21 protein-coding genes are annotated in these 24009 nt (G+C 65.3%); 7 read left to right on the forward strand and 14 right to left on the reverse strand.

The genetic code is table 11. The features are described from left to right. Positions 1-167 precede the first annotated feature (167 nt). Positions 168-1163, forward strand: coding sequence for a serine hydrolase (locus Q4F19_RS01990; RefSeq protein WP_303539458.1), 996 nt, complete (start codon positions 168-170; stop codon positions 1161-1163). Positions 1164-1214: 51 nt separating this feature from the next. Here the strand turns inward: Q4F19_RS01990 and Q4F19_RS01995 are convergent, their stop codons facing one another. From Q4F19_RS01995 to Q4F19_RS02010, 4 genes are all read right to left on the reverse strand, one after another. After that, entirely contained in the window at positions 1215-1820 is a 606-nt protein-coding gene (locus Q4F19_RS01995; protein ID WP_303539459.1) for a PEPxxWA-CTERM sorting domain-containing protein, read from the reverse strand. 328 nt (positions 1821-2148) lie between these two features. Then, positions 2149-3423, reverse strand: a complete 1275-nt coding sequence (locus Q4F19_RS02000; RefSeq protein ID WP_303539460.1) for a serine hydrolase domain-containing protein — start codon at positions 3421-3423, stop codon at positions 2149-2151. Between the two features lie 107 nt (positions 3424-3530). Next, a complete protein-coding gene (locus Q4F19_RS02005; RefSeq protein WP_303539461.1) occupies positions 3531-5900 on the reverse strand; it encodes a TonB-dependent receptor in 2370 nt (789 codons plus the stop codon). Positions 5901-5979: 79 nt separating this feature from the next. Beyond that, complete coding sequence (locus Q4F19_RS02010) at positions 5980-6381, reverse strand: winged helix-turn-helix domain-containing protein (RefSeq protein ID WP_303539462.1); 402 nt, start codon at positions 6379-6381, stop codon at positions 5980-5982. Between the two features lie 118 nt (positions 6382-6499). Between Q4F19_RS02010 and Q4F19_RS02015 the strand changes: the two genes are divergently transcribed. Next, positions 6500-7237 carry a hypothetical protein gene (locus Q4F19_RS02015; RefSeq protein ID WP_303539463.1) on the forward strand — a complete coding sequence of 246 codons (738 nt, stop codon included), beginning with the start codon at positions 6500-6502 and terminating at the stop codon, positions 7235-7237. A 1-nt stretch (position 7238) separates the two neighbouring features. On the opposite strand, the gene Q4F19_RS02020 is transcribed toward Q4F19_RS02015, so the two are convergent. From Q4F19_RS02020 to Q4F19_RS02030, 3 genes are read right to left on the reverse strand one after another with little or no spacing between them, the layout of a single operon-like run. Next, entirely contained in the window at positions 7239-7874 is a 636-nt protein-coding gene (locus Q4F19_RS02020; protein ID WP_303539464.1) for a 3-oxoacid CoA-transferase subunit B, read from the reverse strand. Then, complete coding sequence (locus Q4F19_RS02025; protein WP_303539465.1) at positions 7874-8758, reverse strand: HAD family acid phosphatase; 885 nt, start codon at positions 8756-8758, stop codon at positions 7874-7876. Before Q4F19_RS02025 ends, Q4F19_RS02020 begins: the two co-directional genes overlap by 1 nt. Further along, positions 8758-9468, reverse strand: coding sequence for a CoA transferase subunit A (locus tag Q4F19_RS02030; protein WP_303539466.1), 711 nt, complete (start codon positions 9466-9468; stop codon positions 8758-8760). Before Q4F19_RS02030 ends, Q4F19_RS02025 begins: the two co-directional genes overlap by 1 nt. A gap of 154 nt (positions 9469-9622) precedes the next feature. Here Q4F19_RS02030 and Q4F19_RS02035 point away from each other — a divergent pair, with 154 nt between their 5' ends. The 3 genes from Q4F19_RS02035 to hemA all read left to right on the forward strand — a co-directional run bounded on the left by Q4F19_RS02035 (position 9623) and on the right by hemA (position 12235). Continuing rightward, positions 9623-10126 (forward strand): DUF1993 domain-containing protein, encoded by a 504-nt coding sequence (locus Q4F19_RS02035; RefSeq protein WP_303539467.1) that lies wholly within the window; start codon positions 9623-9625, stop codon positions 10124-10126. Positions 10127-10139: 13 nt separating this feature from the next. Beyond that, complete coding sequence (gene murI, locus Q4F19_RS02040) at positions 10140-10937, forward strand: glutamate racemase (RefSeq protein WP_303539468.1); 798 nt, start codon at positions 10140-10142, stop codon at positions 10935-10937. Positions 10938-11020: 83 nt separating this feature from the next. Further along, positions 11021-12235, forward strand: a complete 1215-nt coding sequence (gene hemA, locus Q4F19_RS02045; RefSeq protein ID WP_303539469.1) for a 5-aminolevulinate synthase — start codon at positions 11021-11023, stop codon at positions 12233-12235. 45 nt (positions 12236-12280) lie between these two features. Here the strand turns inward: hemA and Q4F19_RS02050 are convergent, their stop codons facing one another. Then, the gene (locus Q4F19_RS02050; RefSeq protein ID WP_431312351.1) at positions 12281-13537 is read right to left on the reverse strand and encodes a glycoside hydrolase family 130 protein; all 1257 of its coding nucleotides are present in this window, start codon (positions 13535-13537) and stop codon (positions 12281-12283) included. A 179-nt stretch (positions 13538-13716) separates the two neighbouring features. After that, positions 13717-16026: a glycosyltransferase family 4 protein gene (locus Q4F19_RS02055; RefSeq protein ID WP_431312352.1), complete on the reverse strand. Its 2310-nt coding sequence runs from the start codon at positions 16024-16026 to the stop codon at positions 13717-13719. Positions 16027-16278: 252 nt separating this feature from the next. On the opposite strand from Q4F19_RS02055, the gene Q4F19_RS02060 reads away from it, so the two are divergent. Further along, positions 16279-16515, forward strand: coding sequence for a hypothetical protein (locus Q4F19_RS02060; protein ID WP_303539471.1), 237 nt, complete (start codon positions 16279-16281; stop codon positions 16513-16515). Between the two features lie 112 nt (positions 16516-16627). Continuing rightward, positions 16628-18178 carry a cysteine--tRNA ligase gene (cysS, locus tag Q4F19_RS02065; protein ID WP_431312353.1) on the forward strand — a complete coding sequence of 517 codons (1551 nt, stop codon included), beginning with the start codon at positions 16628-16630 and terminating at the stop codon, positions 18176-18178. A gap of 163 nt (positions 18179-18341) precedes the next feature. On the opposite strand, the gene Q4F19_RS02070 is transcribed toward cysS, so the two are convergent. The 5 genes from Q4F19_RS02070 to gcvT all read right to left on the reverse strand — a co-directional run bounded on the left by Q4F19_RS02070 (position 18342) and on the right by gcvT (position 23884). Then, the gene (locus tag Q4F19_RS02070) at positions 18342-19004 is read right to left on the reverse strand and encodes a PEPxxWA-CTERM sorting domain-containing protein (RefSeq protein ID WP_303539472.1); all 663 of its coding nucleotides are present in this window, start codon (positions 19002-19004) and stop codon (positions 18342-18344) included. 418 nt (positions 19005-19422) lie between these two features. Further along, the gene (gcvPB, locus tag Q4F19_RS02075; protein ID WP_303539473.1) at positions 19423-20988 is read right to left on the reverse strand and encodes an aminomethyl-transferring glycine dehydrogenase subunit GcvPB; all 1566 of its coding nucleotides are present in this window, start codon (positions 20986-20988) and stop codon (positions 19423-19425) included. Then, positions 20985-22352, reverse strand: coding sequence for an aminomethyl-transferring glycine dehydrogenase subunit GcvPA (gene gcvPA, locus Q4F19_RS02080; RefSeq protein WP_303539474.1), 1368 nt, complete (start codon positions 22350-22352; stop codon positions 20985-20987). The genes gcvPB and gcvPA overlap by 4 nt, the downstream gene beginning before the upstream one ends. A 12-nt stretch (positions 22353-22364) precedes the next feature. Further along, positions 22365-22736, reverse strand: a complete 372-nt coding sequence (gene gcvH / locus Q4F19_RS02085; RefSeq protein ID WP_303539475.1) for a glycine cleavage system protein GcvH — start codon at positions 22734-22736, stop codon at positions 22365-22367. After that, positions 22736-23884, reverse strand: coding sequence for a glycine cleavage system aminomethyltransferase GcvT (gene gcvT, locus Q4F19_RS02090; RefSeq protein WP_303539476.1), 1149 nt, complete (start codon positions 23882-23884; stop codon positions 22736-22738). The genes gcvH and gcvT overlap by 1 nt, the downstream gene beginning before the upstream one ends. Positions 23885-24009: the final 125 nt, after the last annotated feature.

Consider the following 24009-nt stretch of genomic DNA (forward strand, 5'->3'; position numbering starts at 1 on the left):
ACTTGGTAGGCTTCGAGCGCAGTCGAGAAGCCGGGATACTTGGCACGGGCTCTCGACTTCGCTCGATCCCTGCGCGTTCTCGACACGCTCGAACCCAACGGCAAGGGGAAGTTGCGGTCTCTTCCCGGCCATGCCAGCCTCCCCTCGACACTCCGGGGAAAACCAGCATGCGCCACGTTCACCTGATCGCGCTCGCGCTCCTCGCCACCACCCCCGCAACCGCCCGCCCAGCGCCATCGCCCACAGCCCCCCTCGCCCGCGCCATCGCCCGTTTCGCGCCCCCCGCCCCGGGCCATCTCGGCGTCGCCGCCATCGATCTCGAAAGCGGTGTCACGCTCGCGATCGAGGGCGACAAGAGCTTCCCGATGGCGAGCGCGGTCAAGGTCGCGGTCGCCGCGACCTTCCTCTATCAGGTCGAGCAGCGCCGCCACAGCCTGACCGAGATGTTCACGCTCGACGAAACGATGCGCGCGCGATCCGAAGGCATCACCGAGACGCTCCCCCATGCCGGCGTCGCGCTCTCGGCCGCCAATTTGCTCGAGCTGATGCTCACCGTCAGCGACAATACGGCGGCCGACATGCTGATCCAGGCGGTCGGCGGCCCGCAGGCGGTGACCGACTGGCTCAAGGCGTCAGGCATAGAAGGCCAGCGCGCGGATCGCGGCATCGCCCGCCTGATCCTCGACGACGGCAACAAGCCGATGACGCCGGGGCTCACCGAAGCGCAATCGCTCGCCCGCTTCGAACCCGTCGAACCGTGGAAGACCGACACCGAAATCTGGCCGCCCAACCCCGCCTTCGATTCCGATCCGCGCGACAGCTCGACCCCGCTCGCGATGGCGACTTTGCTCGCCAAACTCTACCAGGGCCAATTGCTCTCGCCCGATCACACCAGATTGCTGTTCGAGATCATGGCCCGCTGCAAGACCGGCAAGCCCCGCGTCATCGCCTTGCTCCCGCCCGGCACGCCCTGGGCGCACAAGACCGGCACACTCGCGGGCATCTCGAATGATGTCGGCGTGCTCACGCTGCCGAACGGCCATCACCTGGTCTTGGCTCTGTTCGAATATGGCGTCGCCGACGCCGCAGCGCGCAGCCGCACGCTCGCCGACGTCGGGCGGCTGCTCTTCGACGGCTTCCTGATGATGCCGGAGACGAAATAGGTTCCAGAAGGTGATCGCCGCCGATCCTCTGATCGGCGGCGATCCGTGTTTTCAGGCGAAGCGGACGCTGGTCCGCTGGCGACGGCGCATCGCGCCGCCGATCAGGCCGAAGCCGCCGATGAACATCGCCCAGCTGGCCGGCTCCGGCACGGCGGCGGGCGCCGCCTGGCCGACATGCAGCGAGACAGTGTCGCCATTGCCGGCAGTGAGCGTGTAATCGCCAAGGTTGAGGCCCAGCCTGGCGAGCGTCTGGTTGTTGAAGGTCGCGTCCGAACTGATCGCCGATCCGCTGACATAGCCCAAAGGCACATAGACCAGTTCGGAGCCAAGAACGACCGAGAAGCCATCGCCCGTGCCGATATCGGCATATTGCGTGGTATAGTCGCCGAACGCGAACGTGCTGAATCCGCTGAAACCTGAATAGCCCTGCTGCTGACGAGCGGCGGCGCCCGTGATTATGTAGCCGGCACCGCGGATGACTGCACCGATCCCGGTGCCGCCCTCGCGACCCTTGGTCAGACCCGTAAGATCCAGCGTTCCCAGCGCCTGCGCATAGACGCTCGTGCCCGCCTGGCTGACGTAGATGTTGACTGCAGCGTCGCTGGCAGACGCGGCAAATACAGTTGCGCCAAGCGCAGCAAGCAGAGCAATTTTCATGATATCCCCCCACGATCGACAACGGCCCTCCGCCGTCGAGTCGTCATAGTGGTTAACAGAGCGTTGCCGAAATTAATTGACCTTTTTTCGGACCTAATTTGCGTTAATTGTTATCTGTGCTTCTATTTTGGCGGCATGCTTCGGCCGCTTCGAATCTATCCAAATTGTGTTCGATCGAGTCGTCATGCGCGCTACCGACGGCAACTGATCGCGCCAGCCATCAAATCCCCGCGATCCGGCACAACGCGCGCAACAATATTACGCGTCAGCGTAATAAATAGAATACGTCGCCTGAGGCAATTGCGCCTTTATCGACCGCGTGGCCCGATCATGGCCGCTCGATCTCCATCCAGTCATGCGGTGGCCGGCGATAATATTGGTCGAGGATCTCCAACGCCATGCCCGTCGGCTTCACCGATTGCGAGTTCCACAATATCGCGACGCCGACCTTCTCGGCCGGATCGAACAGGATCATCGATCGATAGCCGCTCACCGCGCCGCGATGGCCGACGAGCTGGTGCCCGTCATAATCGGTCTGGCGGAAGCCCAGCCCATAGCTGTTGAGGCTTTGTGCGCGGTCATAAGGCGCGGAGCCATGCGGGGTCAGCACGCGCGGCACGTGCAGCGTGAACAGCAACTGCTGGTTGAGCACATTGGGCGCCCCGCCCATCTGCGCGCGCATCCAGATGCCGAGATCGATGATCGAGCTGTTCATGCCGCCCGCCGCGGGCACGCGGTAATACGCCTCCTCGACGGGCAGCGTGCGCCGGCCATTGTGCGGCTGCGCCCAGCTCTTGGCGGTAACGAGGCCCTCTCGGGTGGTGTTCGCGCTCGTCATGCCGAGCGGGCCGAAGATCAGCTCGTGCGCGGCCTGGTCGTAGCTCCTGCCCGTCGCCTTCTCGATCGCCTCGTGGATCACGTCGTAACCGACATTCTGATAGGCGAAGCAGGTGCCCGGCGGGCACATCGGGAAGAGCGTGCCGAACGAACCTCGTATCTCGCGCGGATCGACATTGTCCTCGAGCCGGTCGTCATAGGCATTCTTGACGATGCCGAGCCGGTGCGAGATCGCATCCGCCAGCGTCGCGACCTGCTCGTTGCCCTTCGGCAGCCGCATCGAAGGCGCCCATTTCGCGACCGGGTCGTTCAGCGAGAGCCTGTGGCGCTGGTCGAGCAGGGCCGCCATCGTCGCCGCGACGCCCTTCGAAACCGAGGCCCAGCGGAACAGCGTCGTCGGCAGCACCTTGTCGCCGCTGTCGGCCTTCGTCTCGCCATAGCCCTTCACGAAGGCGAGCTGGCCGTCCTCGATCACGGCGATGCCCATCCCGATCATGTCGCGCCGGTGCATCAGCGCCTCGGCGCGCGCATTGACCCGATCGAAATCGATCCGCCCGCGCTTGGGATCGAGCGGCCCCGCCCCCAGCCGCCGCTCGGCCTTGGCGGCGGTGCGCTCGCCCTGCTTGGCGGGCGTGAAATTATGCCGCGCGATCACGACGATCTCGGCGAGCATGACGAGAAGCAGCAGCCCGATCAGGCTGCGCAGGACGAGCGGCTCGCGCCAGAAGGCGCGACGGAGAGGTTTCGGCTTGGGTGGTAGCGGCACGGCTTCTTGTCTTGTTGGGGCCGCCGGATGTCGCGGAGCGCGCGCCGCCCGTCAACGATACGCGCAACGCTTCGCCGCTTAGGGGGTGCGACGAAGCGTTGGCTGGATCAGACCTTGACGCGGAAGGTCACGCCATAGGTGCGCGGATCGCTCGGCGTGCCGAGGATCAGCCCCGAATTGCCCGCCTGAATCGTGAGGTTCTGGATGTAGTGCGAAGCGAGCAAATTGCGCGCGAACAGGTCGACCTCCCAGCCCTTGTTCGAGCGGAAGCCGAGGCTCCCATTGGTGACGTTGTAGCCGCGGATGAACGTGTAGCGCGACAGCGACGGGTCGCCATAATAGCCGCTGCGGAACGCGGTGTCGGTGTGCACCACGATCGCGCCGCCGCGCACCTCCGGCGCCCAGTCGCCGCCGATCGTCGCCGCCCAGGTCGGCAGGCCCGAGAGGCGCCGCCCCGTCAGATTGCACGCCGTCGTCGCCGCGGTCTGGAACTCGAGCGGGCAAGGGCCTGCCGGATAATCGGCATAACGACCATGCGCATATTCGAGCGCGCCGCGTAGCGAGAGCGTGCGCGTCACCAGTGCGGTCGCGTCCAGCTCGACGCCCTTCACCACCACCTTCGGGATGTTCGACAGATAGCCGCGCAGCGCGACCGTCTGGCTGCTGTCGACGATCGTCGCCTGGAAATCGTCGACGCGCGTGTAGAAGACGTCCGCGTTGAAGATCAGCCGCCGATCGAACAGCCGCGTCTTGATCCCCGCCTCATAGGTCGTGTTCTTCTCCGGACGGACGACCGCGGTGGCGAGCGCGGGCTGATTGGTCGAGGTCAGCGCGAGCCCCGACATGTTGATCCCGCCCGACTTGAAGCCGCGCGCGAAGCTCGCATAGCCCATGATGCCGTCGGTCAGCTGATAGGCGATATTGGCGCGGCCCGAGAGACTGCCGTCATTGTCCTTCGCCGCATAGGTCTGCGGCCGCAGGATCGAGAGCTTGGCGTTGACGAGCGTCGTGTTCGTCGTCGCCAGCCCGCCGAACACGAACGTGTCGTAGGTCCCGCTCTTGCGCTCATAGGTGTAACGCAGCCCGCCCGTCAGCGTCAGCCGGTCGACCGGCTTCCAGTTGACCTCGCCGAACGCGGCATAGCTTTTCGAGCGGAAATCCGTGTGGCCGTCCGTGCCATAGCCATCGAGCAGGTTCTGCGGATACTGGCTCGCCGGCCCGAGCAGCCAATAGGTGGCGGTAGGCCCGTAGATGCTGATCGGCTCGCCCTTCAGATCCTGCCAGAAATAATAGAGCCCGGCGACATAACCGATCTTGTGCTCGCCGTTCGAGGCGACGCGCAATTCCTGGCTGAATTGGTGCTGGAGCGAAGGGATGTGCTGGGTCAGCTGGATCGGAATGCCGGTATAGTCGCGATCGTTCGCGGCATCCCAGTCCCAGAAGCGCCAGCCGGTGACCGAGGTGATCGTCGCCGCACCCACGTCCCAGTCGGCGATGCCGGTGAAGCCGCCCTCGCTGGTCGAGACGTCGAGCTGGGCATCGATGTCGGTCACGCGGTCATAGGGATTGGTGCTAGGCGCCGTGTAGCCGAGCCCGGCGGCGAGCGCCGGATATTGGCGGGCGGCGGCGCGCTGGCTCTGCCCGACGCGCAGATAGACCTGCGTGCAGCAGTTGCTGGAGAAGCCAGTATAATCGCCGATGACGCGCAGCTTGAAGCTCTCGGTCGGGGTGAACAGCAATTGCGCGCGCACCGCCTGGTTGCCGATGCCGTTATGATCGCCGCCCTTTACGTCGCTGATCACGCCGTCGCGGCGCGTGGAGACGCCGGACAGGCGGATCGCAAGCTTGTCGTCGACGAGCGGTGCGGACGCCGAGGCGCGAGCCTGGACGAAGCGATAATTGCCGAGCGAGATTTCGGCCGATCCCTCGGGCGTGAAGGTCGGCGCCTTGGACGAGATATTGATCGCGCCGGCGGTCGTGTTCTTGCCGAACAAAGTCCCCTGCGGCCCGCGCAGCACTTCGATCTGCTCGATGTCCGAAAAGTCGAACGCGGCGGTCGCCGGGCGCGCGTGATAGACCTGATCGACATAGAAGCCGACGCCGGGCTCGAGCCCGTCATTCGCCTGGCTGACCGCGACGACGCTGGAGCCGAGACCGCGGATCGTGAAGGCGGTGTTGCGCGGATTGGCCGAGCTATAGTTGAGGCTTGGCACGAGCGTGCTGAGCCCCTGCGTGTTCACCGTATAGCTGCGCAAAAGCAGGTCCGCGGCCACGACCGAAAGCGCACCGGGCACCTTCTGGGCATCCTCCTCGCGGCGCCGCGCGGTGACGATCACGTCGGGAAGGCCCTGCCCGCCGTCCGAAGACGTTTCCGGCGGGCGCGAAGCGGCAGCGGAATCAGGCGTTTGCGCGATGGCCTCGCCGCCAAAGAGCGATGCAAGGACGAGCGCCGTCAGCGCGGTCGAAGTCGAAGTCATGGGTCCCCTTTATGGCATTGCGCCGATTCTCTATATTCGAACATATATAGAGAGGCGCCGAGCCTTGGGAAGCCGGCCTTTATCGCGTGGGGTCGGTCGGCACCGGGTCGGCGGCCGGCGCGATGGGCTCGTCGCGGAGCATCGCGGCAAGCTCGCGATGGGACGAATGGTCGGCGAGCTGTGCCGACGCCGCCTCCAATTCACCATAGGCCGCGACGACGCGCCGCCCCGCCGGCGTGAGCCGCGCGCCGCGCTCGCGCCCACCGCCCGACAGCGTTTCCACGAGAGGCTCGACAAAGCAGCGGTTCATCTCGTCGACCAGCAGCCACGCCCGCCGATAGCTCATGTCCATCGCCCGGGCCGCTCCGGAAATCGAATGTTCGCGATCGATCGCGGCGAGCAGATCGGCCTTGCCCGGACCCATCGCGAAACGATCGCCGCACAGCAGACGCAGCTTGATCAGGAGGGGACCGACCTTCATCCAGAACTGCCCGATAAGAGTGCGTTGCTTTGATGTGGCAACATTTCATGCCACATATGCGCGGTTCGAGACGGGGGGATCAAGCATGGCATCCTTGGCGGGCAGGCCGCGGCGTACGGTGAACGACGAACGCTTCTTCGTCATCAGCGCGATCATCATGGCCGCGTTGCTCGCCGCCGGTTTCTCGGTTCATTTGGCCTTCGGTCGATCCTCGTTCAATGCGCCACTTCGGGTTCACCTCCACGCCGTGATCTTCTTCGGCTGGACGATGCTGTATCTCCTCCAGAACGTCCTCGTCGGGACCGGTTACCGTCACATTCACCGGCGGCTCGGCTGGCTGGCGGTTGCGTGGGTGCCCGCGATGATCGTGATGGGCGTCTGGGTGACGGTCGCTCTCGTGCGCGCAGGGCATGCGCCCTTCTTCTTCCAGCCCGCTTATTTCCTCGTGATGGATCCCGTGACGCTGGTGACCTTCGCAGGACTGGTCGCCGCTTCGATCACGATGCGCCGCAAGACGCAGTGGCACCGCCGCCTGATCTTCTGCGGAATGGCGATCCTGCTCGGTCCCGGCGTGGGACGGCTGCTGCCGCTGCCGCTCATGATCCCCCATGCGGGCTGGGCGGTCTTCGCGGTCGTCATCCTGTTTCCGCTGGTCGGAATGGTCCGCGATCTGCGCGCACGCGGAAAGATCCATCCCGCCTGGTGGTGGGGCGCCGGAACGATCGTGACGATGCAGATCGCTATCGACCTGATCACCTTCAGCCCGCTGGGCATGGCGATCTACGGCTTGGCCACGCAGGGATCGCCGGGCGCGGCCATCGCGCCGCTGTCCTTCCCGCCCTTCCCGCGAGCATAGTCTATGAGAGGTAGTGCGCCGTTGTCTTGGCAGCGATCTCGTCGGCGGTGACGTCCGGTGCGAGCTCGATGAGCTTGAACGGGCTTTGATGATCGGGACGCTGGAACACGCACAGATCGGTCACGATCATGTCGACGACGTTGGTGCCCGTCAGCGGCAGCGTGCAGGCCGGGATGAACTTGGCGCTGCCGTCCTTGGACGTGTGCTCCATCACGACGATGATCTTCTTGACCCCGGCGACGAGATCCATCGCCCCGCCCATCCCCTTCACCATCTTGCCCGGGATCATCCAGTTGGCGATGTCGCCATTCTCGGCAACCTCCATCGCGCCGAGCACGGTCAGATCGATATGCCCGCCGCGGATCATCGCGAAGCTGTCGGCGCTCGAAAAATAGCTGGAGGACGGCAGCTCGCTGATCGTCTGCTTGCCGGCGTTGATGAGGTCGGCATCCTCCTCGCCCTCATAAGGGAAGGGCCCGATGCCTAGCATGCCGTTCTCGCTCTGGAGCGTGACGGTCATGCCTTCGGGGATGTTGTTCGCGACGAGCGTCGGGATGCCGATGCCGAGATTGACGTAGAAGCCGTCCTGCAGTTCGCGCGCGGCGCGCGCCGCCATCTGGTTGCGATCCCACGCCATCACTTCGTCTCCTTGGTTTGCGGGCCAGGCCAGCGATGATCGGGAAAGACCTGCTCCAGCGTTCCGACGACGCCGGGGCCGTAGACCGGGTTCGGTATCAGGAACCAGCCCTGCCCCCAGCGTGCGGCAACTCCGGGAAGCTCCGCGAGCTTGCGCCGCGTGTCCGGATCCATGCCTTTGGCATTAAAGAGATCGCTGAAGTCGCCGAGCTGGTCCCCGATCATCGCCAGCACGCACCATTGGGCGGCGACCGTCGCGCGGCGCATATCCTTGCCGCTGCTCGTACCCGCCTCGCGCAGGAACATCGTCCGCCCAGCACTTGCGTCGCCAAGCCCGGCCGCGGCCAGCGCCTGCGTCGCCTGACCGGAAAAACGCGCCTGCCGATTGCTGATGAAGATCGGGGTGACGCCCGCCGCGCGCAACGCCGCCAGCGCCTCAACCGCGCCCGGCACGGGATCGACGAACGATGCGCCGTCCTGCTCCCATGCATCCCAGCGCGGCACATCGAAGGCCGGATCGCCGCGCCGCGCCGAATCGTAATTGGCGCCCGTATTGAGGATCGCGGTCTCGTCCATGTCGAGCACGATCGCCGCCGGCTTCGCCCCGCACGCCGCCCATGCCGGCGATCGCAGCGCCGCGCCGTCCGCCAGCACCGCGCCTTCGACGGGCCCGCCCTTCGCACGCTCTGCGACTGTCGCGAGCACGTAGCGGGTCAGCGCGCCGTAGGACTGGCGCGAGAGCGCCGCCGCCTCGCCCGACCCCTGCAACCACTGATAGGTCTTGGGCACGGCGGCCGGGGCGATGGCAGCCTGCGGGGCATGCGGGCCGACGGCGGCGCAGCCCGACAGAAGCAGCAGCGCCGCGGCGAGCGCCGGTGCGCGCATCACACCGCCTCGCGCGGCCGCGTCGTGCGGAACTCGATCTTCTTGTCGTACGGCGCGCCGAGCACGAGACGCTTCACGTAGATGCCGGGCACGTGGATAGCGTCCGGATCCAGGCTGCCGACGGGCACGATCTCCTCGACCTCGGCGATCGTCATCTTCGACGCGGTGGCCATCGGCTGATTGAAGTTGCGCGCGGTCTTGCGGAACACGAGATTGCCGGTCTCGTCTGCCTTCCAGCCCTTGATAATCGACAGGTCGGCGACGATGCCGCGCTCGAGCACATAGGTCTCGCCGTCGAACTCCTTGGTTTCCTTGCCTTCGGCGACGATCGTGCCGACGCCCGTCTTGGTATAGAAGCCGGGGATGCCCGCGCCGCCCGCGCGGCAGCGCTCGGCGAGCGTCCCCTGCGGACAGAATTCCACCTCGAGCTCGCCGGCCAGATATTGCCGCTCGAACTCCTTGTTCTCGCCGACATAGGACGAGATCATCTTGGCGATCTGGCGGCTGCGAAGCAGCTTGCCGAGACCGACATTATCGATTCCGGCATTGTTGGAAACGACCGTGAGCCCCTTCACGCCCGACGCCTCGATCGCGTCGATGAGGCGTTCGGGCAGTCCCGACAGGCCGAAGCCGCCGGAGCAGATGATCATGCCGTCGCGGAGCAGGCCCGCCAGTGCTGCGGTCGCATCGGGATAGATCTTCTGTGCCATGCCGGTTCCCCTGCGCGCGTCCGGTCTCGGGCCTTAAGAGGGGGCGCGATGGGCGTCAACGCGCCTTCCGACGCGTGATATCGCACCCCCGCCCAGCCCTGCTATGAGCGCGCGGCCTGCCGGAGTCGGCAGGGTTTTGCGGGAGATGCTGGCAATGACGCTTTCGATGTATCAGGCTTCGGTTCCGATGTTCGTGCGCCAGTTCAAGGCGCTCTCGGCCATCATCGAAAAGGGCGAGGCGCATGCCGCCGCCACGGGCCTGGATCCGAACGCCATCTTCGAGGCCCGCCTCGCGCCCGACATGCTGCCCTTCCCCAAGCAGATCCAGATCGCCAGCGACATGGCGAAGGGCGGCATCGCCCGCCTCGCCGGCCTCACCCCACCGAGTTGGGCGGACGACGAAGCCGACCTGCCGGCACTGCGCGAGCGGCTCGCGAAGACGATCGCCTATATCGAGAGCATCCCGGCCGATCAGGTCGACGGCAGCGAGGAGCGCGAGATCATGCTCAAGGCCGGCCCGAACGAGCTTCAGTTCACGGGCCAGGATTATCTGCTCGGATTCGTCATCCCCAACGTCTTCTTCCATCTGACGACCGCGTACGGCCTGCTCCGCCAGAAGGGTGTCGCGATCGGCAAGCGCGATTTCCTCGGCGCATAGGAAGGCGCAGGGCGTGGAGGACGCGCGGCCGCTGCTGCTGTTCGATTCCGGCATCGGCGGCCTCTCGGTACTGCGCGCCGTCCGCGCGCTGCTGCCGGACGCGCCGATCGTCTATGTCGCGGACAATGGCGGCTTTCCCTACGGCACGAAGAGCGAGGCGGAGATCGCGGCGCGCGTCCCCGCTCTGCTCGGGAGGCTCGCCGAGCGGTACAAGCCGCGCCTGATCTGCATCGCCTGCAACACCGCCTCGACGATCGCGCTGGCGGGCGTGCGCGCGGCGCTCGATCTGCCAGTGGTGGGCACGGTCCCTGCGATCAAGCCGGCCGCCGCGCTGTCGCGGACGCGCGCGATCGGCGTGCTCGGTACGGATGCGACGGTGCGGCAGCCTTATGTCGACGATCTCTCCGCGCGCTTCGCCAGCGATTGTCTCGTGCTGCGCCACGGCTCGGCGCGGCTCGTCGAACTGGCGGAAGCGAGTCTGCGCGGACAGCCCACGCCCGACGCCGACTATCGCACCGCGCTCGACGGCCTGCTCGAACAGGATGGCGGCGACAGGATTGACACGATCGTGCTCGCCTGCACGCATTTTCCGCTCGTCGCGGATCGGCTTGCCGCGGTGGCGCCGCGCCCGCTCACCTTCGTCGACGGCGCCGAAGGGATCGCGCGACGGATCGTCGTTCTGACCGAGGGGCAAGACTGGCCAGCCGCCGCAAGCGCCGGCGTTGCCGTCTTCACCGCCCCTCTCGATGTTCCCGCCGGCCTGCGGACGACCCTTGCTCGTTTCGCACTGGACCGGACCGAAACGCTTTAGTCGATCAGAGTGACCACCGCTTTTGGCTGGAAACGCAAAAGCGGCGGCGTTATGGGCATTGATCCGTCGGAGAGGCCCGAACGTTGGATTATCAGCGCGTTTTCACCCAGGCGATCGATCGGCTGCATGCAGAAGGCCGCTATCGCGTCTTCATCGATATCCTGCGCAACAAGGGCACGTTCCCGAACGCGCGCTGCTTCGCCGGGCATAACGGCCCGAAGCCGATCACGGTGTGGTGCTCGAACGACTATCTGACGATGGGGCAGCATCCCGACGTGATCGCCGCGATGGAAGAGGCGCTGCATGATGTCGGCGCGGGCTCCGGCGGTACGCGCAACATCGGCGGCAACACCCATTATCACGTCGATCTGGAAGCCGAGCTGGCCGATCTTCACGGCAAGGAAGGCGCGCTGCTGTTCACGAGCGGCTACGTCTCCAACGAGGCCGCGCTGTCGACGCTCGCGAAGGTGCTGCCGGGCTGCGTGATCTTCTCGGACGAGCTCAACCACGCCTCGATGATCGCCGGCATCCGCAACTCCGGCTGCGAGAAGCGCGTGTTCCGGCACAATGATCTGGAGCATCTGGAAGAATTGCTCGCCGCCGAGGCGCCCGAGACGCCGAAGCTGATCGCATTCGAGAGCGTCTATTCGATGGACGGCGACATCTCGCCGATCCACGCGATCTGCGATCTCGCCGACCGGTATAATGCGCTCACCTATCTCGACGAAGTCCATGCCGTCGGCATGTACGGCCCGCGCGGCGGCGGCATCTCCGATCGCGAGAATGCCGCGCACCGACTGACGATCATCGAAGGGACGCTCGGCAAAGCGTTCGGCGTGATGGGCGGGTATATCGCCGCCGATCAGGTCATCATCGATGTGATCCGCAGCTATGCGCCGGGCTTCATCTTCACGACGAGCCTTTCGCCAGTGCTCGTCGCCGGTGCGCTCGCCAGCGTCCGTCACCTGAAGGCGAGCTGCGTCGAGCGCGACGGACAGCAGGCGGCGGCGGCGAAGCTGAAGGAGATGATGGCGGAGGCCGGCCTGCCGGTCATGCCTTCCACCACGCACATCGTCCCGCTGATGGTGGGCGATCCGGTCCGCGCCAAGCGGATAAGCGACATTCTGCTCGCCGAATATGGCGTCTATGTGCAGCCGATCAATTATCCGACCGTGCCGCGCGGCGCGGAGCGGCTGCGCTTCACGCCCGGCCCGGCGCACAATCTCGAAATGATGGAAGACCTGGTCTCGGCGCTCGTCGAGATCTGGGATCGGCTGGAGCTTCGGCTCGCCGCTTGAATGAAAGCAATGGCCACCCGCGCCGATGCGCGGGCGGCCATTCTTTCAGTGCATCGCCTTCAGCAATCCGGCGATCGAGACGAAGCCGAACGCGACCGAGCTGTCCGCCACGCCGTACGGAACAAAGAGCATGTCGCCATGCTTTAGACCGCCGCACGTATAGACGACGTTCGGCACATAGCCTTCGCGATCCTCGTTCGCCGCCGACAGCAGGGGCTCGGTCATCCGCCCGATAATCTTCGACGGATCGTCCTTGTCGAGCAGGATCGCGCCGACCGAATATTTCCGCATCGCGCCGACGCCGTGCGTGAGCAGCAGCCAGCCCTCGTCGAGCTCGATCGGCGAGCCGCAATTGCCGAGCTGGACCATTTCCCACGGATATTCGGGCGTCAGCAGCAACTGCCCCTCGCCCCAATAATCGAGCCGGTCCGAGCGGATCAGGAAGACGTTCTCGCCATCCTGACGCCCGATCATCAGATATTCGCCGTTCACCTTGCGCGGGAACAGCGCCATGCCCTTGTTGCGCGCGGCAGGGCCGCTCATCGGCGCGAGCGTGAAGCCGCGGAAATCGCGCGTCCGCATCAGTTCCGATCGGATCGATGCGCCGTTATAAGCCGTGTAGGTGCCCAGCCACTCGAAGCTGCCGTCGTCGTGCTGGAAGCGGACCAGACGGAGATCCTCCAGGCCCTTGCTCTGCGCCGCGGTCATCGGGAACAGAACGGTGCCGGACAGCGAACTGTCCGGGTGGCGATGGACTTCGATCGCGCCATTGGCGAGCTCGAACGCGCCGTCGGCCGCGGTCGCGAAAGGCGGCTCGGGCATCAGCTCGATCATCGGGCCCGGGCCCAAAATCCCCTCGCGGAAGGCGATCGACGAGATATGCCCCTCGCCCACCGCGCGCAGCGACATGGCGATCCGCATCGCACCATCGGACAGGCCCGACTGGTCGGGGTGCGGAATGACGCTGGGGTTCATCAGCGCGGCCGCGGCATAGCTATATTCGTGGCAGAAATAGGCGCCGATCAGCTGCTTCTTGATGTCCGAGATCGCGCTGTCGTCCAGCTTCAGACCGTCGCGGATCGCCTTGTAGCGCGTCCGGAAGACCGCGCGCGTCTGCCAATGCCGGGCTTCGAAGTCCCGCAGCACCAGCTCCAGCTCGATCGCCGCATCGGCTTCCGCCATCGCCAGCACGGAATCGGCGATGCGGCGGACGCGACCCGGCCGACCGGGGACGGCACTGCCCTCGATCGGAATGTGGAACGGGCGAACGACGACGCGGGCCGGGTCAGCCGTGAGCCGCAATGGATGATGAATGACGTCGAGCAAGTTGCCCCCCGGCTACGAGCGAAAGGAACGGGTTGGTCCGAACGCCGCGTCCGGGACCCCCGCCTTATCCAAGCTTTTGCGTCGGCATAAGGGCAAAAAGCGCTACCCGATCATTGTTTGCGACCGGCCCCGCCCTGGGGCGGCGCGACCGATCGTCAACGGGGCGCGCGGATTTGCGGAATGATCGAACCGAATTTGGTCGGCGCGTCCTGTCCGCCGGTCCGGTTGCGGGCGGCAGCACGGGTCATGGCGGCGCAGGCGAACTGATAGGCCAGGATCGATTCCGCGCCCTGGTTGAGGTTGACGCGATTGCTCATCAGTCCGTCATAGCAGCCGCCATCGGCCGGCGTGGCCATCGGCAGACCGAGATCGTTGTCGCCGAGATACCAGGCATAAGCGCGGCGCGCGGTTTCCAGCCATCGCGCATCGCCGGTGATGTCATGCGCGACGAGCGCCGCGTCGACGGTGGCCCATGCCTCCAGCGGCTGCTGATCGAACGGCAGGGGCGCCTCGTAAGCGCGCCAGAAGCTGTCGGTGCCGACGGCGCGGAACTGGCCGGCCGCGTTGGTCTGCTGCCCGTCGAGCCATTCGAACGCCGCGGTGGCGTCGTCCAGCATCACCTTGTTGCCCAGACGGCGGCCGCCCAGCATCAAGGCTTCGGGCAGGCGCGCATTGTCATACGCAAGCACCGCCTCGAACCAGATCCAGCCTTCGCGCCGCCCCAGTCGCAGCCGGCGCCACAGCCGGTCCGAAAATTCCTCGACCAGCCGGAGCGCGACGGCATGGTCCGGATGCGCCTCGAGCACCGCCTCGGCACCCAGCAACGCGAACGCCCAGGTCCGCGGACTCATCAACGCCAGCGAATGAGGGGCAACCTGATTGAACAGATGCAGGCCCCATTGGCGGAGATCCTGATGGCGCGCCTCGGCGACGGTGGCGCCGATCGTCCACAGCGAGCGTCCGAAACTGTCCTCGGACCCTTCGTCCTCGAGCCAGCCGCGATCGAACGCCATGAAGTTGCGGAAGCGGCCCTTGTCGCCGTTCCAGGCATGCTGGACGAAGGACGCGTAGATTCGAGCGAGTTCATCGGCGCGCTCGATCGGACCGTCGATCCGATGCATCAGCATCAGCGCCCGGCAATTGTCATCGACGCAATAGCCATGGTCGCGATCCGGCACCGAGAAGATCGAATGCTGGAGCATCCCGCATCCGTCGCTCATGCGCTCGATCGCATCGAGCTTGGGCGGGTGGACATCATGGGTACGCACCGCGGTTGCGGCCGGCCGGGCAAGCCGCACCGGCCGGCGCGTCACTGCATCGGCACAAATCCGGAGATAGGCCCGTGCGAGATTGTCCCACGTCATCGTCCGGCCGATCGCATAGGCTGCCTCGCTCATCTGCTCGATCAACGCGGGCTGGTCGAGCAGATCGCTGATGGCGGCGGCAAAGCCGTCCACGTCCTCGAACGGCACCAGCCGGCCGATCCCGTCGGCGAGCAATTCCGCCGCATGCCAATAGGGCGTCGATACGACCGGCTTGCCCAGCGCCACGGCGTAGGACAGCGTCCCGCTCGTGATCTGCGTCGGCGAAAGATAGGGCGTCACATAGACGTCGGTCGCCTGGAGATAATCCAGCAGCCGCTCCTGATCGAGGAAGCCATCGATGAAGCGGACATGCTCGCTCACGCCCAGTTCGGCCGCAAGCGACGCGAGGCTGTCACGATAGGCCTCGCCTTCACGCGCCACCAGATGCGGGTGCGTCGCGCCGAGGATCACGTACAGCACGTCGGGATGGGCGGCGACGATCCGCGGAAGCGCGCGGATCATCGTCTCGATCCCCTTGTTCGGGGAAAGGAGGCCGAATGTCAGCAGAACGCGGTGACCGTCGAAGCCGAAAGCGGGCTTCAGCGTCTGGGTAGGAAGAAACGGGCGGTCGGGCACGCCGTGCGGCACGATCGCGACCTGATCGCCGCCGATGCCGTGCACGGCCTGGAGGATCTCCACGCCCTTTTCGGCCATGACGATCAGCTTGAATGCTCGGCGTGCCAGCGCCTCGATGACCGAGCGCTGCTCGGCATTGGGATTTTCAAGCACGGTGTGCAGCGTCACGACGACCGGGGCATCGACACGATCGAGCAGCTTGAGCAGCAGCGCACCCGCGGGGCCGCCGAAGATACCATATTCGTGCTGGACGATGATGACGTCCGCGCCGCTCTCGTTGATCCGGCGCGCCGCCTGGACATAATCGGCCAGCTCTTCCTGGGCGATCGAGCAGACGACTTCGGGCCCGTAGGCATGGGCGGAGCCAGGATCGTCCATCGCATAGAGATCGACCGCAAGAGCGGGTTCGGCAGTGACGAGTGCCTCGCGAACGTCGCGTGTGAAGGTCGAGATTCCGCAAAGTCGCGGCGGGCTGTTCCCGATCAGGGCGATACGCTTGACGGACACAGCCAACGGCTCCTGCATTATCAAAACCCTCTCCACGCATCGACCAGACGGGGCGTTACCATATGGCAAACGGCGGCCCCATCCTGAACCAATGTTCACAATGCTTAAGGCCGCGAAAAGTTGCGTGGGGGCCCTGCTGCAGCGCAGCGACAGCGCGTTCCCAGCGCGTCGCCGGAACGAAATTGGCGTTGACGCTTTAGCTTGCTCCGCTAAGGGAACGCGTTGGGACGGCATTCGGGCCGGACCCAAAACAAAATATGGAGTGTCGGAATGAAGAAGGTAGTCTTTGTTCTTGCCGCTGCCGGCCTGATGTCTCTGGCCGCTTGCAGCAAGCAGACGCCGGCTGAGAATTCGGTCGACGCGACTGCGAATGCGCTCGACAATGCCGGCGAGAATCTCGAAGACATGGCTGAGAACACTTCGAACGACATGGCGGCGGATGCGCTCGGCAACGCTGCCGAGAATGCGCATGACGCGGCTGATGCCGTCGAAGCCAACAAGTCGTAATGTCGCGGGCGCGTTCCTGAAGGGCGCGCCGGTGTAGACGAAGGGCGGGCGTCCGGTAACGGGCGCCCGCTTTCGTTCGTGCTCAACTCATCTGGCAGGCCGCGAGCAGCATTTGTCCATCTTTTCCGAACCTTCCGCGCCCGAGGCCAGCCACGGCGCGCCGCTCGTCCTGTTCAACAGCCTGACGCGCGCGACCGAAGAATTTAGGCCGATCGATCCCGCCATGGTGCGGCTCTACAGCTGCGGCCCCACCGTCTATAATTTCGCGCATCTCGGCAATCTGCGCGCTTACGTCTTTACCGATACGCTGCGGCGAACGCTCAACTGGAAGGGTTGGGCGACGACGCACGTCATCAACATCACCGATGTCGGACACCTCACCTCGGATGCGGACGCGGGCGAGGACAAGATGGAGGCGGCGGCGCAGGCGCAGTCGCGCTCGATCTGGGACGTTGCAGCTTTCTACACCGACGCCTTCAAGGCGGATCTGAGCGCGCTCAACGTCATGAGCCCGAGCCTGTGGTCAGTTGCGACCGATCACATCCAGGACATGATCGCCTTCGCGACTGCGTTGGAGGCGCGCGGGAGTACCTATCGGCTCGACGGCGGCCTCTATTTCGATACGACGACTGTTCCCGATTACGGGCGTTTGGCCGGATCTCGACCCGACGAGACGATCGGCCGCATCGCCGACGTCGAGGGCAAACGGCACCCGGCCGATTTCGCGATCTGGCGGAGTTCACCCCCCGGCGTCGTCCGCCAGATGGAATGGCAATCGCCATGGGGGCCGGGTGCACCCGGCTGGCATCTCGAATGCTCGGTGATGAGCCTCAAATATCTGGGTGCGCAGTTCGACATCCATACGGGCGGAATCGACCATCGCGAGATCCACCATTGCAACGAGATCGCGCAGAATCAGGCCTATAACGATTCGGCCGCGACCGGCGCCAATCTGTGGCTGCACAACAATTTCCTGGTCGATCGCGACGGCAAGATGTCGAAGAGCAAAGGCGGTTTCGCGACGCTTTCCGGACTTCAGGATCGCGGCGTGCATCCCCTCGCCTATCGGCTGCTCTGCCTGTCCTCGCACTATCGCTCCGAGCTCGAATTCTCGACCGATGCGCTCGCTGCCGCGCTCGTTCGGCTGAAACGGCTGGTGCTCGCCATTGGCCAGTTGAAGGACAAGGCCGGTCCTCTCCCCTGGCTCCTGCCGGCGCTCGAAATGACGGCGACGCGCGGCGCCAGCCTCGCTTTCCAGCGGGCAACGATCGAGGCGCCGCTCGGCGACAAAGCGCGCGCGCTCGTCGAAGCGTTCGACGCGGCGTTGTCCGCCGATCTGATGACGCCGCAGGCGCTGCCGCTGCTCGACGAGGCCCTGACTATGAAAAGCCTCGATGCGGAGGAACGCCTTCGGATTGCGGCGAGCTTCGACATGGCACTCGGCCTCAATCTGATGACGGTCGACCGCCGCGCGCTGGCCCCGCGACCCGCGGCGGCGATTTTGACCGCCGAGCAGGTGGAAGCCGTGCTCGACAGACGTCGCACCGCTCGGGAGACCAAGGATTATGGGACCTCGGACGCACTACGCGACGAACTCGTCGCCGGGGGCGTGGACGTCATGGACGGCGACGCGCTCCGTTGGGAATGGCGCCCGCTGCTCTGAACGGATGGGTATACTCTGATCGGCTGCGCGTGCTCTGATCGGCTGCGCACGGCCAAGATCTCGCCCGTCGATAGCGAACTACCAAAAAAATTGCCGGAAAACAGAAAAGCCGCCCGGCACGAACCGGGCGGCTTTTATTCGATCAATGCCTTTACGGCAGATTTCAGGAAAAGCTGACGCTCATGGCAGGCCGGCGGCGACGCATCGTCGCCCCAAGCAACCCGAACCCCCCGACCATCATCGCCCACGAAGCCGGCTCCGGCACCGGCGAACCGGAGAAGGTGCCCGACACCGAAGCCCTGAAGCCGGCGAGCGTGCCATTCTCGATGTGCAGATCCGGCGTCACGTCCGAGAAGGACAGCGAAAGCCCCAGCGGCGAAGCAAGGCTCGTGATCACGGCCGAAGTGAAGGCGAAAGACGCCGTCGACCCCGATGAGAGCTGGGCGGTCGTCGTATTGCCCCACAGCATCGCGATATTGTTGAACGAGCCCGACAGCAGGTTCGTCCCCGACAGGCCGAGCCCCGTATTGATCGTGAACGTCCCGCTGAAATTCTGGCCGACCTGTCCGAAGCCGCTGCTCGCGAGGCCCGAGCTGAGCGCCGAGAGCGAGAAATAGGCTGGCTGCGCGCTGCCGTTCTGGAGCAAGGTGACGCCGACAGCCAGATCGGTGGTGTTGATCGCCGTCGATGTCGCCGTTGGGTTCGTCGCCGTGACGGTGCCGCCGCTACCGCCGAACTGCAGGATGGTGACCGCCGAGGCAGGCGCCGCCGCGATTCCGGCGACGAGCGCCAGACCAGTTGAAATCTTCAGCAGTTCCCTGACCATGATCCAACCCCCTTCAACTACGAGCTACAAACAAACAGCCTGAGATCGCACCCGGATGGCCGATCTGCTTCATGCGGAAACGTTAGCACCGGCCTTACGAAACGTAAAGACGTATGAACATCTGTCAACCTTCTGGCCGTGATGCGGAGAAATTTCCGCAACTCCAAAGGGTTACAAAGTGATAACAGCGCATTTCGTTCGAGGGGACGCAGAAAAAAGCTATAATTCGACCGTCCAAGAATCGAGATCTGTCCATTTCGGAAGCACTTGATGAGCGCCAACGCCGGCGGATTCCGAATCGAAGTGCATCGTCGGCAGGCGCGAATCGCTCAACTGCAACGCAGCGAGCGCGACTGCCGACTAGCCCGGCAGCCGCGCTCGCTATTCTTCACGACCATCGATCTCGATCCGCGCGACCTTACTCCGCGGGCGTTGCGTCCCGCCACGTCAGGATCGGCTTGCGGGCGGCCGCGGTTTCATCCAGCCGGCGACGCGGTGCGTAGAAAGGTGCCGCCTTCAGGCTCAGATCCCCCGCCCGCGCACGTTCCGCCACCGAGCGCAGCGCACCGATGAACTGGTCGAGCGAGGCCTTGCTCTCGGTCTCGGTCGGCTCGATCAGCATTGCGCCGTGCACGACCAGCGGGAAATACATGGTCATCGGATGGAAGCCTTCGTCGATCAGCCCCTTGGCGATATCCATCGTCGAAAGGCCTTCGGCCAGTCCCTCGTCCGAGAAGAGCGCCTCGTGCATGCACGGCCCGCTCTCGCCGAACGGCGCGTCCAGCACGTCCTCGAGCTGGCGGAGGATATAGTTGGCGTTGAGCACCGCATCCTCCGCAACCTGGCGAAGGCCATCGGCGCCGTGGCTCATCATGTATGAGGCCGCGCGCGTGAACATGCCCATCTGGCCGTGGAAGGCGGCCATGCGACCAAAGCTGCGCGAGTGATCCTCGTCCGCCGTCTCTTCCTCGACGAGGATGTAGGTGTCGCCCGTCTTCTCGACGAATGGCAGGGGCGCGAACGGTGAAAGCGCGGCCGAGAAGACCACCGGCCCCGCACCCGGGCCGCCGCCGCCATGCGGCGTCGAGAAGGTCTTGTGCAGGTTGATGTGCATGGCATCGATGCCGAGATCGCCCGGACGGACGCGCCCGACGATCGCATTGAAATTCGCACCGTCGCAATAGACGAGCGCACCCGCGGCATGGACCGCCTCGCAGATCTCGACCATCTCGCGCTCGAACAGTCCGCACGTATTCGGATTAGTGATCATCACCGCGGCGACGTCGGGTGCGAGCCGGCCTTCGAGCGCCGCGCGATCGACGCGCCCCGCCTTCGTCGCGGGGATCGTCTCGACAGAATAGCCGCAAAACGCCGCCGTCGCCGGATTGGTGCCGTGCGCGCTCTCGGGCACCAGCACGACCTTGCGCGCATCGCCACGCGCTTCGAGCGCGGAGCGGATCGCGAGCAAGCCGCACAATTCGCCGTGCGCGCCGGCCTTGGGGCTCATCGCCACGGAGTTCATGCCGGTCAGCTTGATCAGCCACTGTCCGAGGACGTGGATCAGCTCATAGGCGCCCTGCACCGTCTCGGCCGGCTGCAGCGGGTGCACGTCGGCAAATCCGGGAAGCCGCGCCATCCGCTCGTTCAGGCGCGGATTGTGCTTCATCGTGCACGAGCCGAGCGGAAACAGGCCGAGGTCGATCGCGTAATTCTGGCGGCTCAGGCGCGTGTAATGGCGCACCGTCTCCGGCTCCGACAGTCCGGGCAGGCCGATCGGTGCACTGCGCTCCAGTCCGCCGAGCCGCGACGCGACTTCGGGCACATCGTCGAAATCGACGCCGCAGCTCTTGCTGTCGCCGATTTCGAAGATCAATTTCTCTTCCAGCATCAGCGCGCGATTGCCGGTGAAGGTGCCGCCGCCCTCATTTTCGTCATTGGCCGCCAGTGCGCGCTCGGGGCGCCAGCCGCTCGGGTTGATCGTCATGCCAGCGCCTCCTCAAGAGCGCTCGCAAGCTGCTCCACGTCCTCTTCGCTCGTCGTCTCGGTCACCGCGACGACGAGCCCGTTCGCCAGCCCCTCCAGCTTCGGGTAAAGGCGCCCGAGCGCTACGCCGCCCAGGATGCCGCGCGCCGCAAGCGTCTTCACCACCGGCCGCGCTTCCTTCGACAGTCGCAGCGTGAATTCGTTGAAGAAGGCGCCGTTGACCAGTTCGACGCCGGGCACCTGCGCCAGCCGCTCGGCCGCGAGCACCGCGCGCGCATGGTTGACGCTGGCGAGCTTGCGCAGGCCCGCTTCCCCCAGCAGGCTCATGTGAACCGTGAACGCCAGCGCGCAAAGTCCTGCATTCGTGCAGATATTGCTCGTGGCCTTCTCGCGTCGGATATGCTGTTCACGCGTGGACAGCGTCAGCACATAGCCGCGCTGCCCAGCCGCATCGACCGTCTCGCCGCACAGACGCCCCGGCATCTGCCGGACATGCTTCTCGTTGCAGGCGAACAGACCGACATAAGGGCCGCCGAAATTCAGGCCGACGCCGATCGACTGGCCTTCGCCGACGACGATGTCCGCGCCCATCTCACCCGGGCTCTTGATCGCGCCGAGCGCGACCGGCTCGGTGACGACCGCGACGAGCAATGCACCCTTCGCATGACACGCATCGGCCAGCTCGGACAGATCGGCGACATGGCCGAAGATATTCGGATTCTGGACCACGACGCAGCTCGTCTCGCCGTCGATCGCCGCGAGCAGACGCGCCATGTCGTCGCCGGGGGCGCCGTCCGTCAGCACGGGATCGGCGGTAACGAGCGTGTCGCCCGTGAACTTGGCCATCGTATCGCAGAGCGACACATAATGCGGGTGCAGCCCGGCCGACAGCACGGCCTTTGACCGCCTGGTGATCCTCCGCGCCATTCCGATGGCTTCCCAGCACGCGGTCGAGCCATCGTACATCGAGGCATTGGCGACATCGCAACCGTAAAGGCGCGCAACCTGACTCTGGAACTCGAACAGAACCTGCAGCGTGCCCTGCGCGATTTCGGGCTGATAGGGCGTGTAGCTCGTCAGGAACTCGCCGCGCTGGATGATGTGGTCAACGCTCGCCGGAATATGGTGCCGGTAGGCGCCGCAACCGATGAAGAAGGGCACCTCGCCGGCAACCAGATTCTTGGAAGCGAGTGCCTTCAGCTGCCGCTCGACCGAAAGTTCGGAGGCGTGAAGCGGAAGATCCTCGATCACGCCGGAAAGGCGCGCGGCCTCCGGCACGTCGGTGAACAGGGCATCGATCGAGGGAGCACCGATCGAGGCCAGCATTGAGGTCCGGTCGGTATCGGACAACGGCAGGTAACGCATGCCCGAAACTCCTTAGAGGCTGTCCACGAACGCTTTGTAGGCGGTGTCGTCCATCAGCCCTTCGAGTTCCGCCGGATCGGACAGCGTCAGCTTGAAGAACCAGCCTTCGGTCTCGGGCGCGGTGTTGGCGAGCGCGGGATCGCCTTCCAGCGCGGCATTGCCTTCGACCACTTCGCCGGAGACGGGCGCATAGATGTCGGACGCGGCCTTGACCGATTCCACGACCGCCGCTTCCTTGCCCTTGGCGACGGTCGTGCCGGCGCCTGGAACCTCGACGAACACGATGTCGCCGAGCTGCGCCTGCGCATAATCCGTGATGCCGACTGTGGCGACGTCGCCTTCCACCGCGATCCATTCGTGTTCACGCGTGTAGTAGGTCGTCATCACTTGGCTCCCTTGCGGACGTAATTCTGTGATACAAATGGCATGGCCGACACGGTCGCGGCGAGGCGCTTGCCGCGCACGTCCACCTCGAGCGCGGTCCCCAGAGCAGCGCGGTCCGTGCTGACATAGCCCATTGCGATCGGCACCTGCAGGCTGGGCGAGAATCCGCCCGAAGTGATCGTACCAACGGCGACGTCGCCGTCATAGATGGTAGCGCCCTCGCGTGCAGGCTGGCGACCTTCGATCGTCAGGCCGATCCGCTTGGCAGGCGGTCCGTCTTTAAAGAAGCCGATCGTCTGCTCGGCGCCGGGAAAGCCGCCTTCCGCGCGCCGACGCTTCGGCACGGCAAAGCCCAGTGCCGCCGTGGCGGGATCGATCTTCTCGTCCAGATCATGGCCATAGAGCGGAAGACCGGCCTCGAGCCGCAGGGAATCGCGCGCGCCGAGGCCGATCGGCTTGACCTCCGGCAAGGCGAGCAACGCCGCCGCAACGGCTTCGGCGTCCGCGGCAGGAATCGAGATCTCGTATCCGTCTTCGCCGGTATAGCCCGACCGGCTGACCCAGGCCGAGACGCCGGCGATCGTGAACGCGCCCGCTTCCATGAAGAACAGATCGGCGACACCGGGCGCCAGCCGCGCCAGCGCATCGACAGCCTTGGGGCCTTGCAGCGCCAGCAGCGCCTGATCGCCATGATGATTGAGCGTCAGACCTTCCGGCAACTGCTCGTGCAGATAGGCGATATCGTCCCATTTGGTGGCGCCGTTGACGACGATGTAGAAGTCGCCCGCCGCTTCGTCGAACGCGTTGGCTGCGGGTAGGCGCGTCACCATGAGATCGTCGAGGATACCGCCGGTTTCGCCCAGAAGCAGCGAGTAGCGCATCTTGCCCTCGCCGAGCCCCTTGATATCGCCGGGCAGGATCGTTTCCAGCGCCGCATCGGCGCCTTCTCCGGCGAGCGTGAGCTGGCCCATATGGCTGACATCGAACAGCCCGGCATTTTCACGCGTCCAGAGATGTTCGGCGATGATGCCGTCATATTGGATCGGCATGTGGTAGCCGGCAAAAGCGACCATGCGGCCGCCTTGGGCCCGGTGCCATGAATCGAGAGGCAGCGTCTCGATCGTCTCAGGTACGTCTTCATCACTCATGCGCGAACTCCGTGGCCGAACGTGCAAGGGTCCGCAATGGCCGGAAACCGTCCCAAAACCCCCTGCCCCCTCTGTCACGAAACCTGAGAGTTTTCACGAGCCGCGCATGGCCCGCTTACCCCTTC

The sequence above is a fragment of the Sphingomonas natans genome (assembly GCF_030546695.1).
In the GTDB taxonomy this organism is placed as follows: domain Bacteria; phylum Pseudomonadota; class Alphaproteobacteria; order Sphingomonadales; family Sphingomonadaceae; genus Sphingomonas_I; species Sphingomonas_I natans.